This is a genomic window from Enterovirga sp. CN4-39, from assembly GCF_049446235.1.
Classification (GTDB): domain Bacteria; phylum Pseudomonadota; class Alphaproteobacteria; order Rhizobiales; family Beijerinckiaceae; genus Enterovirga.
This window is the reverse complement of sequence record NZ_JBMSEF010000012.1, coordinates 49468-62358: the sequence shown is the minus strand read 5'-3', so window position 1 is coordinate 62358 and position 12891 is coordinate 49468. Positions and strand designations below refer to the sequence as shown.

Annotated in this window: 10 protein-coding genes; 7 read left to right on the top strand and 3 right to left on the bottom strand. The window is 67.7% G+C overall.

Going from position 1 to position 12891, the window contains the following annotated elements:
- Positions 1-11: 11 nt before the first annotated feature.
- The 3 genes from ACO2SS_RS18905 to ACO2SS_RS18895 all read left to right on the top strand — a co-directional run bounded on the left by ACO2SS_RS18905 (position 12) and on the right by ACO2SS_RS18895 (position 3714).
- Complete coding sequence (locus ACO2SS_RS18905) at positions 12-2501, top strand: ligase-associated DNA damage response DEXH box helicase (protein WP_423279320.1); 2490 nt, start codon at positions 12-14, stop codon at positions 2499-2501.
- A gap of 11 nt (positions 2502-2512) precedes the next feature.
- On the top strand, positions 2513-3208 hold the full coding sequence (gene pdeM, locus ACO2SS_RS18900; protein ID WP_423279423.1) for a ligase-associated DNA damage response endonuclease PdeM: 696 nt from the start codon (positions 2513-2515) through the stop codon (positions 3206-3208).
- Between the two features lie 92 nt (positions 3209-3300).
- Positions 3301-3714 (top strand): helix-turn-helix domain-containing protein, encoded by a 414-nt coding sequence (locus tag ACO2SS_RS18895; RefSeq protein ID WP_423279319.1) that lies wholly within the window; start codon positions 3301-3303, stop codon positions 3712-3714.
- A gap of 4 nt (positions 3715-3718) precedes the next feature.
- Here the strand turns inward: ACO2SS_RS18895 and ACO2SS_RS18890 are convergent, their stop codons facing one another.
- From ACO2SS_RS18890 to ACO2SS_RS18880, 3 genes are all read right to left on the bottom strand, one after another.
- Positions 3719-4486: a TIGR02186 family protein gene (locus ACO2SS_RS18890; protein WP_423279318.1), complete on the bottom strand. Its 768-nt coding sequence runs from the start codon at positions 4484-4486 to the stop codon at positions 3719-3721.
- Complete coding sequence (locus ACO2SS_RS18885) at positions 4483-5409, bottom strand: sulfite exporter TauE/SafE family protein (protein WP_423279422.1); 927 nt, start codon at positions 5407-5409, stop codon at positions 4483-4485. Before ACO2SS_RS18885 ends, ACO2SS_RS18890 begins: the two co-directional genes overlap by 4 nt.
- A gap of 142 nt (positions 5410-5551) precedes the next feature.
- On the bottom strand, positions 5552-8044 hold the full coding sequence (locus ACO2SS_RS18880) for a hypothetical protein (RefSeq protein WP_423279317.1): 2493 nt from the start codon (positions 8042-8044) through the stop codon (positions 5552-5554).
- Positions 8045-9036: 992 nt separating this feature from the next.
- Between ACO2SS_RS18880 and ACO2SS_RS18875 the strand changes: the two genes are divergently transcribed.
- The 4 genes from ACO2SS_RS18875 to ACO2SS_RS18860 all read left to right on the top strand — a co-directional run bounded on the left by ACO2SS_RS18875 (position 9037) and on the right by ACO2SS_RS18860 (position 12851).
- Positions 9037-10830: an acyl-CoA dehydrogenase C-terminal domain-containing protein gene (locus ACO2SS_RS18875; RefSeq protein ID WP_423279316.1), complete on the top strand. Its 1794-nt coding sequence runs from the start codon at positions 9037-9039 to the stop codon at positions 10828-10830.
- 71 nt (positions 10831-10901) lie between these two features.
- A complete protein-coding gene (locus tag ACO2SS_RS18870; protein ID WP_423279315.1) occupies positions 10902-12110 on the top strand; it encodes an acetyl-CoA C-acetyltransferase in 1209 nt (402 codons plus the stop codon).
- A 43-nt stretch (positions 12111-12153) separates the two neighbouring features.
- A complete protein-coding gene (locus tag ACO2SS_RS18865; protein ID WP_423279314.1) occupies positions 12154-12402 on the top strand; it encodes a type II toxin-antitoxin system Phd/YefM family antitoxin in 249 nt (82 codons plus the stop codon).
- Positions 12402-12851 carry a PIN domain-containing protein gene (locus ACO2SS_RS18860; protein ID WP_423279313.1) on the top strand — a complete coding sequence of 150 codons (450 nt, stop codon included), beginning with the start codon at positions 12402-12404 and terminating at the stop codon, positions 12849-12851. The genes ACO2SS_RS18865 and ACO2SS_RS18860 overlap by 1 nt, the downstream gene beginning before the upstream one ends.
- Positions 12852-12891 lie beyond the last annotated feature (40 nt).

Genomic DNA, 12891 nt, shown 5'->3' with positions numbered 1-12891 from the left:
CCGGTACAACAATGGACGACCTCCTTCCCGCGCACTTTCGCGAGTGGTTCGCGTCTCGCGGCTGGGCGCCCCGGCCGCATCAGCTCGAACTCCTGGAGAGGGCGCAGGATGACCGCTCGACCCTGCTCGTCGCCCCGACCGGCGCGGGCAAGACGCTGGCCGGCTTTTTGCCGAGCCTCGTCGATCTCGCCGCGGCCGGTCCGGCTCCCCTGAAGGGGAGGGGGCTGCACACCCTCTACATCTCGCCCCTGAAAGCGCTCGCGATCGACGTCGCCCGCAACGTCGAGACTCCGGTGCGCGAGATGGACCTCCCGATCCGCATCGAGACCCGTACGGGCGACACGCCGCCGGCCAAGCGCAAGCGGCAGGTGGAGCGGCCGCCGGACGTACTCATGACCACCCCCGAGCAGCTCGCGCTCATGCTGGCGTCGCCCAGCGCCTCGGAGCTCTTCGGCGGCTTGAAGCGCGTCGTGCTCGACGAGTTGCACGCCCTCGTCACCTCCAAGCGCGGCGACCTGCTTTCGCTTGACCTCGCGCGACTGTGGGCGATCGCCCCAGGGCTGTCTACGACCGGCCTGTCTGCCACCGTCCGCGAGCCGGACGCGCTCCGGCGCTATCTGGTACCGCAGGGTACTGGATCGATTGCCGACGTCATCGTCGTCGAGGGTGGGGCGGAGCCGGACATCCGCATGCTCGATCTCGGCCACGACCTGCCGCTTGCCGGCCATCTCGGGCCGACCGCGATGCCGGCGATCTACGAACTGATCAGCCAGCACAAGACGACGCTCGTCTTCACGAACACGCGCTTCCAGGCGGAATACACCTTTCAGGAGCTTTGGCGGCTGAACGACGACGTCCTGCCGATCGCGATCCATCACGGCTCGCTCGACGTGGAGCAGCGCCGCCGGGTCGAGGCCGCGATGACGGCCGGCAAGCTCAAGGCGGTGGTCTGCACCGCGACGCTCGATCTTGGCATCGACTGGGGCGACGTCGACCTCGTCGTGAATGTCGGCGCCCCCAAGGGCGCCTCCCGCATCATGCAGCGGATCGGCCGGGCCAATCACCGCATGGACGAGCCCTCGAAGGCCTATCTCGCCCCGACGAACCGTTTCGAGATCCTCGAATGCCAGGCCGCGCTCGACGCGATCGCGGTCGCCGCGCAGGACACGCCCGATCCGCGCATCGGCGCGCTCGACGTACTCGCCCAGCATGTGCTCGGCCGCGCCTGCGCGGAGCCATTCGCGCTCGAACAGCTCTATGAGGAGATCCGGCAGGCGGCGCCCTATGCGGGCCTTACCTGGGAGGATTTCGAGGCCGTCGTCGATTTTGTCGCGACGGGCGGCTACTCGCTCCGCGCCTATGAGCGCTTCGCGAAGATCCGGCGCGGGCCGGACGGGCTCTGGCGGGTGCGCGATGGGCGCGTCGCGCAGCAATACCGGATGAATGTCGGGACGATCACCGAGGCCACGATGCTGAAGGTGCGCCTGTCGCGGTCGTCCTCGGGCAAGCCGGGGGCGGTGGTGCCGCGCCGCGGGCGCGTCCTCGGCGAGGTGGAGGAAGGCTTCGTCGAGGCGATGAGCCCGGGCGACACCTTCATCTTCGCCGGCGAGATCCTCCGCTTCGAGGCCATTCACGAGGACGAGGCCCTGGTCACGCGGACGACCGCCGGCACCGATCCCAAGATCCCCGCCTATGCGGGCGCGAAGTTCCCGCTCTCCACCTTCCTGGCCGAGCGCGTCCGCGGCCTGCTGGCGCATCCGTCAGAATGGCACCGGCTGCCGATGGGTGCGGACGAATGGCTGCATCAGCAGCAGCGCCGCTCGGTCATCCCCGAGCCCGGCGAGATGCTGATCGAGACGTTCCCGCGCCAGCGCCGGCACTATCTCGTCGCCTTCCCGTTCGAGGGGCGGCTCGCGCACCAGACGCTCGGCATGCTCCTCACCCGGCGGCTCGAGCGCGCCCGGCTGCGCCCGCTCGGCTTCGTGGCCAACGATTACGGCATCGCCACCTGGTGCATGGGCGATATCGGGGCTCGGGCGGAGGCCGAGCCTGGCTTCCTCGACGCGCTGTTCGGGCAGGACATGCTCGGCGACGATCTGGAGGAATGGCTCGCTGAATCCGCCATGATGAAGCGGACCTTCCGCGACTGCGCGGTCATCGCGGGCCTGATCGAGCGCAACCACCTTGGCGAGCGCAAGACGCGGCGCCAAGTCACGATTTCGACCGATCTCGTCTACGATGTCCTTCGCCGTCACGAGCCGGACCACATCCTGCTCCGCGCCGCGCGGGCGGATGCGGCGACCGGTCTCCTGGATGTGAAGAGGCTCGGCGCCATGCTGGCCCGCATCAAGGGACGAATCAGGCATAAGGCACTGGACCGCGTCTCCCCGCTCGCCATCTCGCTCATTCTCGAGATCGGGCGCGAGAGCGTGATCGGGGAAGCGGCGGACGAAATCCTGGCGGAAGCGGAAGCGATGTTGCTCGAGGAAGCGTTGGCGTGAGTGCGGCCGCGATGGCTCTGCCGCACAGGGTGGCCGCGGCGGAGGCGGAGATCGCGGGCCTCGCCTGCCTCCTCGATCCGTCGGGCGCGATCTTCTTCAGCGGCGAGCGGACGCTCGTCGTCGCGGACCTGCACCTGGAAAAAGGCTCCTCCTACGCGCGGCGCGGCTCGTTCCTGCCCCCCTACGACACCCGCGCCACCATCGCGGGGCTGGCCGAAGTGGTCGCGCGCCATTCGCCCGCGCGCGTGATCGCCCTCGGCGACAGCTTCCATGACCGGCACGGACCGGGCCGGCTCGGTGACACCGAACGGGCAGCGCTCGCCGACGTCATGGCTGCGCGGGACTGGCTGTGGGTGACGGGGAACCATGACCCGGAACTCCCGCCGGACCTCGGCGGCACTGTCGTCGCGGAGGCTGCGCTGGGAGCTCTGACCCTCCGCCACCATCCGTCCGCGGGCGCATGCCGCGAACTCGCGGGCCACCTGCATCCGGTGGCCAAGGTGGTGCTCTATGGGCGGAGCGTGCGTTCGAAGGCCTTCCTGACCAACGGCGAGCGCTGCGTCCTGCCCGCCTTCGGCGCCTATGCGGGCGGACTTAATGCCTGCGATCAGGCGTTTGCGCCGCTTTTTCCGGGCGGCTTCACGGCTCACGTCATCGGCCGTAACCGGCTTTTCGCGCTCGCCAGGGCGGTCCTCTGCGGCGACTAAGGTGTTTTGCACGTCCTGGGTGTGACGATTGGCGCTAGTTACAACCCAGGTTCAGTACACACCTCTGAGTTCGTTCGCTACGCGGGGACCTTGTGGCACGGCAGCGAACAGGCGGCGGTGGCGCCCAGGATCCGCGGCGCCCGACAGAGCAGGACCGCGCGCTCGGAGCACGCCTGAAGGTCCTGCGAAAAGCGGCCGGGCTGAGCCAGGAAGCGCTCGCCAACGTCCTCGGGGTCTCCTACCAGCAGGTTCAGAAATACGAGAAGGGTGCGAGCCGCGTCTCGGGCGCGAGGCTGCGCGAGGCTGCGTCGCTCCTCGGGGTCACCCTCCAGGACCTGATCGGCGAGGCGGCGCCGGCCGGTGCAGAGGGCTTCGCGGAAGGCGCTGGACCGGCCTATGATGCCGGAGGCGCCACAACCGAACTCCTGAAGTATTTCGGCGCGATCAAAGACCCGAAGGACCGCGAGATTCTCCTGCGCGTGGCGAAGGCTCTCTCCAAGAGCTGAGCGGCTAATCCCGCCGGAAGATGACGCTGGCGAGCCAGCCGAAGCTCAGCGCCATCGCTGCGGCGATGAAGCCGGACAAGACCGGACGCTCCCGTGACATCTCCGTGATCTGCTCCTCCAGGCCCATCTTGACCAGCTCGAAGCTCGCATTCCGCCGCGACACGACGATGCCATCGGCGAGAAGGCTCACCTCGACGTCGTAGTTTCCGACCGGAGCGCCTGCGGGAAGGGAGATCGGGGCCCGGAAGAACTCGCCCGTTATGAAGGTCACTCCGCGCGGGTTCTCACGATAGAGCTGGTCGCGTGCCTTGAGGCGGACGAGGGCGGCCCGGAACGGGTCCCGTTCCTGTTCCTGACCGGACGCGAATTCCGGCGCGTTGACGACTGCCTCGATGCCGAGGCGGAAGCGCCGACGCATGATCTCGCTGACCGTGTCCTTCACGGGACGGGTCGAGAGGACTGCCAGGAACGATGGCACCTGTGCGAATTTCTGCTGCGAGCGGTTGAGCCAGATGGGTCCGAGCTGCTCCTTCTGCCGGACCGTGATCGTCTCCCGCGGTCCCCGGATGGTGACCACGACGTCGTAGGCACCCGATCGCGACGCCGTCTGGGAATCCCGCTCGATCACGCCGAAGGCCACGAGGCGTGCACCCGTATAGGTGGAGCCGATCGCCACGAGGTTGGTCGAGAGCGACAGGACGAGGCGCTCGGCCGCGGCAGGGCCGGAGAGGATGAGCGCCGCGACGAGCGCCGTGAGCGCCGGAACCTTCACCGGCGCACATCCTGGACGGAGAGCGAGAAGGGCTCGGTCGGCCGCATGACCAGCTCGATGGCGAACCGCAGGCCTACCGCCAGGATCAGGATGGCGAGCAGGAAGCGGAACAGATCAGCCCGGAGCGTGCGTCCTGCACGGGCGCCGAACTGGGCCCCGAATACACCACCCAGGATGAGGATGAGCGCGAGGATGATGTCCACCGCGGAATTCAGGGTCGCCTGGAGCACGACGGCCAGGAGGGCCGTGCAGAGGACCTGGAACTGTGAGGTGCCGATCACGACCGTCGTCGGCACGCGGAACAGGTACAACAGGGCCGGCACCATGATGAAGGCTCCGCCGATGCCGAGGAGGGCCCCGATGAACCCAACCCCGAGCGCCAGGCCGAGGATCGGTATGACGCTTGAATACAGACGGGATCTCGGAAACCGGATTCTCAGGGGAAGCTTCATCAGCGAAGGATGCTCGCCGCCGCGCCGCCGCGGCCGCACCGTGCCTTTGCGCGCCCACCAGAGCTCGCGCAGGCTTTCGGCCAGCATGAGAGATCCGAGCACGGTGAACAGCGTCACGTAGGACAGGACGATGATCAGCTCGAGCTGACCCGCTCGCCGGATGGCTGCGAAGAACCAGACCCCGAGGAGCGTGCCGACGAAGCCGCCTGCGGTCAGCACGAGTGCGAGCTTCAGGTCGAGAGCGCCCCGCCTGACCGCGTTGAGTGTCCCTGTCGTGGAAGAGGCTGCGATCTGGGCCGATTGGGTCGCAACCGCGACCGCCGCCGGGATCCCGAGGAAGATGAGCAGCGGCGTCATCAGGAAGCCGCCGCCGATCCCGAACAGGCCCGAGACAAAGCCCACCGCGGCGCCCATTGCGAGCAGCAGGAAGATGCTTACAGGCATCTCCGCGATCGGCAGGTAGATCTCCAACGCGCCTGTCCCGGACGCCGCCCCGCTGTAGGACGGCATGCTTCGCTCACGGCCACTGCGTGAGCGAAGCGAAGCCTAGCCCGAACCTCCTAAACCGTGCCTGAAGATCCGTGGAGAGGCCCGATTCTTCCGTGGCGAAAGGCTATGCGCGGCCCGAACGCTTCGAACGGCTGTCGGAGGACCAGCCGGTCGGCGGGACCGGGACTTCGTTGGCCTTGGGGTTGGACGGCGACACGCGCCAGTGTTCCGCCATGCCCTTTGCACGGGTCAGGTCCGCCGGCTTGAGCCTGGCGGCGACTTCGTCGCGCTTCCGCTTGGCCTCCTCGTCGCCCTGCGAGGCGGCGATCGAGAACCAGGTATAGGATTGGACGAGATCCTGGGGCGTCCCGAGACCTCGGGCGAAGAGGACGGCCAGGTTGAATTGGCTGTCCCGGATCCCGTGCTCCGCCGCGCGCTGGAACCAGGCCATCGCGCCCGCGTAATCGGGCTTCCCGCTCCCGCCCTCCGCCATCAGGACAGCGAGGTTGTGCATGGCCCGGGTGTTTCCGCTCTCCGCCGCGCGGAGATACCACCGCCGAGCGGCCTCGAGGTCACGCTGGACCCCCACTCCCTTCTCGAAAGCATTGCCGACCCGGTACTGCGCCGGCGCGAGGTTCTTCTCGGCAGCCTTCTCGAACATCGCCGCGGCTGCGCGTTGGTCCCGGGGGATCCCCCGGCCCTCCATCATGCGCGAGGCCAGTTCGTACATGGCTGCAGGGTCGCCATTCAGCGCCGCCTGCCGGAGCGTCGGCGGCAGAGCGGCGGCGGTCGCTTCCGGGATCTGTGCCTGGCCGGGCGCCTTCGGCGGAGGTGCGGCAGGAGCCGCGCCGGGTGGCAACTGGGCGCTCTGCTTCGGAGAGCCTGCCTCGCTTGCAGGAGGCGCCATGCTGGCCAGAGATGAGGTATCAGCCTCGGTCCGACCGCCGTCGGACGCGGGCCCGGATCCGATCGTGGCAGCCTGGGCCGACGAGGGAGCGTTCCCTTCGGCGGGGCTCTTGAGAGCTGCAGTCGTCGTCGGCTCGGGAAGGTCCGCCGCCGGGGGGCTGGATGGCTGTGGGACCGCCGCCATCGTCGAGCCGCTGGGCGCTTCGATAGCCGCAACTTCGGGGGGCTGGTCCGTCAGGTCGGAGACGAGCCGGTAGGCGCCGATCGCGAAGACCAGCGCCGCTGCACTGACGAGAAGCGGACGCCGCAGCCGGTCGAGCATGGCGCGGACGCCGGCAGACCCTTCGCCGTCGCGGATCGGCGCCACGTTCGGACGCTCGGGTCGCCCGGCTTCCCTGTCACTATCGGCCGCTGCAGCCTGTGCGGCCCGCCGGGCCGCCGCGATGAAGCTGGCCTTGATGTCGCGCTGATCGGCCGGGCTTTCGTGCTCGGGCTCCGCCGGAAGGGCGCCATGGGGGCGGCCTGCGCCCGGCTCGAGCAGAACCTCGCTGTCCGATGCGCGTGGAAGAGGGCGGTCCGCCTCCGTAAATCCGGGGGCAAGGGCCAGGGCCTCGTTGAGTCTCCGGAGCGACGCCTCGCTTGCCTCGCGGGTCGGCTGTGGCGGGTCGGCCCGCAGCTCTCCCAGCATCGGGGGTGAGCGATCCGCGACTGCTTCGCCGCCGCGGGTCGGCCGGTCCTGACCTGTTATGGTCGATGCGGACTCTGCCGCGCCATGTTCGGCAGCGCGGGAGGCGTTCTGCCGCTCCGCGAACTCGCCCCGCATGGCGTGAAGCGTCATGGCGACTGCATTGCGGGCTGCCTCTTCGGCGAGCTCGATCGTGCCCCTGCGCCAGCTCGTGATCTCGTGCATGAGATCCTGCATCGCGTGGCTGAGTTCGGAGAGAGCCGGATCGGCCGAGCGCGTGGAACTGATCGCAGATGACAGTCCGGCGATCTGCCGTTCGATCTGGTCGAGCGCCTCGGGATCGCCCGAGTTGCGCTCGAGCCGCTCGATCTTCTCGATCAGCATCACGAGCATGGACGCGATCGGCTGGAGCTCGTCGCGCGTGGCCCGTTGGAGTTGCTCGGACGAGACGGCAGGCGTGCCGGTGTCCAGTCCAGCCGAGAGCACGTCCCGCATCTCCTCGACCGCGACCCGGAGGGAGGAGAAGTCCTCGGCGTCGATCTGCCGGCTACCGATGCGGGCCAGTTCCAGCTTCATCTCGTTGAGCTGGTCGTTAAGGGCCCCGATGTCGCTCGGCACCGCCAGGCCGCCGAGCATTCTTTTCACGTCGGCGACTTCGCGGGCGAGGCTGTCGACGGCTGCCGGATCGATGCCGCTCGCCGCCACGATGTCGAGCTTGTGAGAAACGATGTCGACGTCTCTGGCGAGCTTCGCCATCCCGTCTGCCGCGACCGGCGCTGGTCCCGCAAGCCGCCTGACCTCGTCGTGCAGCGCCTCGATCTGCGCCTCGACCGGGGTAAGGTTTCGACCTTCCGCCCGAGCTTCCGCGATCTCGCCCGCCAGCATGCTGACCGACCGCTCGATCGAGCCCAGGTCTGCCCGCGTCGCGAGACCCGCCAGCGAACTTTGGACCCTATCGAGGTCCCGCCGCAGCCCAGCGAGCGCCGGGGTATCCAGAGGGGGCGCAGCGGGCTGGATCTCCCTCACCGGTGTCTCCACAGCGCGAGCACTGGTGGGAGCTTCATGGATGGGATCCATGCGGGGAGCCGAGGAAGGCGCGGGCATAGCCGGTGGGGGGGGCAGGAACTCCGGCGCTTCGACAACCGCTTCGAAGGTCGCGGTTGCTGCTGCAGGTTCATCGAGCGCGGCCTGCCGCGCACGGATCTCGGCCACAGCGTCCTCGAGCCGCCCGGGCGCAATCTTGCGAGCCTTCTGCGGAGGCGCCTCGAGGCGCTCAGCGATCTCGCGAATCCGGTTCTCCAGGTTGCGGAAAGCCTCCTCCTGAGCGGCCTGCGCCTCGGACGTCGGCGTGTCGGAACTCAGCCGCTCGACTGCGCTGAGGGCGTCGTACGGTGCCGAGTGTTGCGCAGGAGCGCTTGCTTGCCGGGAGGTCGAGGGCAAAGTTGGAGCGAGGGCGGGTCCGGAGAGTTCCTCCTGTGCCCGCTCGATCCAGGATGTCATCGATTTCAGTGCGGCGCTCGACCGTGCGGACGGGGGTGTCGGGTGGGGTTCGGCTCCCGTCCGTGCCTCAGGGTCCGCTTTTGTGCTCGCGGAGGCGTCCTGCGAAGTGCCCCCGCGCTCGCCAGAACCCTTTTCGGCGGAGCGGCGCGACTGCTCGGCGATCGCGGCGTCCAGCCACTCGTCGATGCTTTGGCCGGCCTTGTCAGTGGTCGCGTCCGTAGACCCCGGCTTCCGCAAAGGGACGTTCTGTCTCATCGATCGCTCATGCCGCGAGGGGGCAGTACGCGCGACCCGCCATCCCCCACGGGGCGGACCACCACGCCAACAAAACGCCGTGTCCGCCTTCGTGTACGATTGATGGACGGACCGCGTCGCAAATCCAACATTTCTGATCAAGGTAAACAGGCCGTTAAGGGCCTGGGACGAATCCTTACCGAACCGCCGTAGATACTTGTGCGCGCGAGCCTTTTCGGTATCTCTGCTGCAGCCTCAGAAGGAACGGGATCGGAAGCGCGCGCATGCCAAGCTACAAGGCGCCCATCGAGGACGTCAGGTTCATCCTCGAAGACGTGCTCCGGATCGATCGCTACAACAATCTAGCGGGCTTCGCGGACGCCACCCCCGACGTGATCGAGGCGATCCTCCAGGAAGGCGCGAAGCTCTGCGAGGAGGTGGTCGCGCCCTTGAATCTCTCAGGAGATCAGGAAGGCTGCACGCGCAACGCCGACGGGTCCGTGACCACCCCGAAGGGTTTCAAGGAGGCCTATCGGGCCTATTCCGAGGGCGGTTGGATGGGCCTTTCGGTTCCGGCCGAGTTCGGCGGCCAGGGCCTCCCGCACACCCTCAATACCGTGATGCAGGAGTTCATCTCTTCCGCCAACCTCGCCTTTGGCATGTACCCGGGCCTGACCCAGGGCGCGATCGCGGCCCTCCTGGTGCATGGTTCGGCCGAGCAGAAGACACGGTACCTCCCGAAGATGGTCGAGGGTGCCTGGACGGGCACCATGAACCTCACCGAGCCCCATTGCGGCACCGACCTCGGCCTCCTGAAGACCAAGGCCGTTCCCAACGGCGACGGCTCCTATGCGATTACCGGCACGAAGATCTTCATCTCGGCCGGCGAGCACGACCTGGCGGAGAACATCGTCCACCTGGTACTTGCCCGCATCGAGGGCGCGCCGGCCGGCACGAAGGGTATCTCCCTGTTCGTCGTTCCTAAGTTCCTGGTCGGCGAGGATGGCTCGCTCGGGGAGCGCAACGCGGTGTCCTGCGGCTCACTCGAGCACAAGATGGGCATCCACGGCAACGCCACCTGCGTCATGAACTATGACGGCGCCAAGGGTTGGCTCGTCGGCCAGGAGAACCGCGGGCTCAACGCCATGTTCGTGATGATGAACGAGGCGCGTCTCGCGGTCGGCGTGCAGGGGCTCGCGCAATCCGAGGTCGCCTACCAGAACGCCGCCGCCTACGCGAAGGAGCGCTTGCAGGGTCGCGCGCTGACCGGAGCGGCCTCGCCGGACAAGCCGGCCGATCCAATCATCGTGCATCCGGACGTGCGCCGGAACTTGATGATGATCCGCGCCTTCAACGAAGCCGGTCGGGCGCTCGCGCTATGGGCGGCGCTGAGCTCGGACGTGGCGCACCGGTCCGAGGACGCGGCCGAGCGCCAGGCGGCCGACGACCGGCTCGGTCTCCTCACGCCCGTGGTGAAGGGCGTGCTCACCGATCTCGGCTTCGAGAATGCCGTGCGGGCCCAGCAGGTGCTCGGCGGGCACGGCTATATCGCCGAATGGGGCATGGAGCAGTTCGTGCGCGATGCCCGCATCGCCATGATCTACGAGGGCGCGAACGGGATCCAGGCCATGGACCTCGTCGGCCGAAAGCTCCCGAAGGATGGCGGGCGGGCCCTCATGGCGTTCATGGGCGAGGTCGAGGCGCTCTGCCGCGAGAGCGCCGCGGACGACGCGATGAACCCCTATGTGGAGCCGCTCCTGAAGGGGCTCGAGCAACTGCAGGGTGCCACCATGTGGTTCATGCAGAACGCGATGGCGAAGCCGGACAATGCCGGCGCCGGCGCCACCGAGTACCTGCACCTCATGGGACTCGTGGCGCTCGGCTACATGTGGGCGAAGATGGCCAAGGCGGCTCTGGCGAAGAAGGCCGAAGACGGGGCCGCTTCGGCCCGCATGGATGCGAAGCTCGTTACGGGTCGCTTCTTCATGGAGCGGATGATGCCGGAGGCCGGAGCGCTCGGCCGCCGGATCAAGGCCGGGTCCGAAGCGATGATGGCGATGCCCGCCGAGATGTTCTAGGCGGGGCCGAACCTATATAGGCGAAGCGCCGCGATGTAGCCGGGCGGCGATCAGGCGGCAGCGGAGGCACGATGCCCGAAGCTTACATCTACGACCACGTCCGCACCCCTCGCGGGCGCGGCAAGCAGGATGGATCGCTGCACGAGGTGACGGCGCTCCGCCTTGCCGAGACAGCCCTCCGGGCGATCCGCGACCGCAATGGGCTCGACACGAAGCTCGTCGATGATGTCGTGCTCGGCTGCGTGGATCCGGTCGGGGAAGCGGGAGGCGACATCGCGCGGGCGGCCGCGCTGGTAGCCGATTACGGCGACCATGTTCCGGGCGTCCAGATCAACCGTTTCTGCGCTTCCGGCCTCGATGCCGTGAATTTCGCGGCCGCGCAGGTGATGGCCGGCCAGCAGGACCTGGCTGTCGCTGGCGGGGTCGAGTCGATGAGCCGGATCGGCATCGGCGCCTCGGGCGGCGCCTGGCCCGTCGACCCCTCCATCGCGATCAAGTCCTACTTCATGCCGCAGGGCGTCTCGGCCGACCTGATCGCGACGAAATACGGGTTCTCCCGCGACGACGTCGATGCCTATGCAGTGGAGTCGCAGAAGCGCTCTGCACGGTCCTGGGAAGAGGGGCGCTTCGCGAAGTCGGTCGTGCCGGTACGCGACGTGAACAACCTGATCATCCTCGACCACGACGAGCACATGCGCCCGAGCACGGACATGCAGTCGCTCGGGGCGTTGAAGCCCTCCTTCGTGCAGATGGGTGAGATGGGCGGCTTCGACGCCGTGGCTGTCGATGCTCATCCGGAGATCGAGGGCGTCAACCACGTCCACCACGCCGGCAACTCCTCCGGCATCGTCGATGGCGCGGCTGCCGTGCTCATCGGCAACAAGGAGATCGCTGCCGCCGCGGGTCTCAAGCCCCGGGCCCGTATCCGGGCCTTCGCGAATGTCGGCTCGGAGCCAGCCATGATGCTGACCGGCCCGGTAGACGTGACAGAGAAGCTGTTCCGCCGCTCGGGGATGACGAAGAACGATATCGACCTGTTCGAGCTCAACGAGGCCTTCGCCTCTGTGGTCCTGCGCTACAGGCAAGCCTTCGACCTAGACCCGGACAAACTCAACGTCTGCGGCGGCGCGATCGCAATGGGCCACCCGCTCGGCGCGACGGGCGCGATGATCCTCGGCACGGTGCTCGACGAGCTCGAGCGGACCGGCAAGGCTACGGCACTCGTGACGCTCTGCATCGGGGCCGGTATGGGCACTGCAACCATCATCGAGCGGGTATAGGCCCTTTCTTGTCGAAAGTAGTGAAAGTCACTACTTTCGACACATGCGCACCGTTTCGGCTGCCGACGCAAGCCGGCACTTCTCCAAGATCCTGCGGGAAGTGAAGGACGGTGAAACCGTCGTCATCACATCGCACGGCGAGCCTGTGGCGAAGCTCGAGCCTCTGGCCGATGCAGAGGCCGATAAGGTGCGGCGCGAGGAAGCCTGGCGCGACCTCCTCGATCATCTGAGAACGAGGCCGGCCCTGAACCTGGGCAAGTTCAACCGTGACGAACTCTATGACGACGACTGATGCGCGTCGCTCTGGATACAAACGTTCTCGCTTACGCCGAGGGCTTGGACGATGACAGGCGTGGGCAGTTGGCGAATGATCTGGTCGAGGCGCTGACCGTCCACGAGCTCGTTCTGCCCGTGCAAGTCAGCGCCGAGCTCACGCGATTGGTCATGAAGAGGCTGGGAGGCAACGCAGAGGAAGCTGCCGTTATCGTCCGGCGCTGGCAGCGCGTATGCCCCATCCACCCGCCATCGACGCCCGATACCTTCGCCACGGCCCTCGATCTCGCAGCAGAGCACCGCCTTCAGATCTTCGATTGCATCATTCTCGCCGCCTCCGCGAAGGCGGGCTGCCAGATGCTCCTCTCCGAAGACATGCAAGACGGCTTTGTCTGGCGCGGCGTCACGGTCGTCAACCCGTTCGCGGCGACGCCGCACCCGCTTCTAGCCGACCTGCTTCGTAATTGACCGGACGCCTGCTCAAGGCTGTGCGTCTCTGCTAAAGCGA

What these genes read in the sequence shown, in the direction of transcription:
- ACO2SS_RS18905 (WP_423279320.1), top strand. Translation starts at nt 12, where the DNA reads ATGGACGACCTCCTTCCCGCGCACTTTCGCGAGTGGTTCGCGTCTCGC.
- pdeM (WP_423279423.1), top strand. Translation starts at nt 2,513, where the DNA reads ATGGCTCTGCCGCACAGGGTGGCCGCGGCGGAGGCGGAGATCGCGGGC.
- ACO2SS_RS18875 (WP_423279316.1), top strand. Translation starts at nt 9,037, where the DNA reads ATGCCAAGCTACAAGGCGCCCATCGAGGACGTCAGGTTCATCCTCGAA.
- ACO2SS_RS18870 (WP_423279315.1), top strand. Translation starts at nt 10,902, where the DNA reads ATGCCCGAAGCTTACATCTACGACCACGTCCGCACCCCTCGCGGGCGC.
- ACO2SS_RS18865 (WP_423279314.1), top strand. Translation starts at nt 12,154, where the DNA reads ATGCGCACCGTTTCGGCTGCCGACGCAAGCCGGCACTTCTCCAAGATC.
- ACO2SS_RS18860 (WP_423279313.1), top strand. Translation starts at nt 12,402, where the DNA reads ATGCGCGTCGCTCTGGATACAAACGTTCTCGCTTACGCCGAGGGCTTG.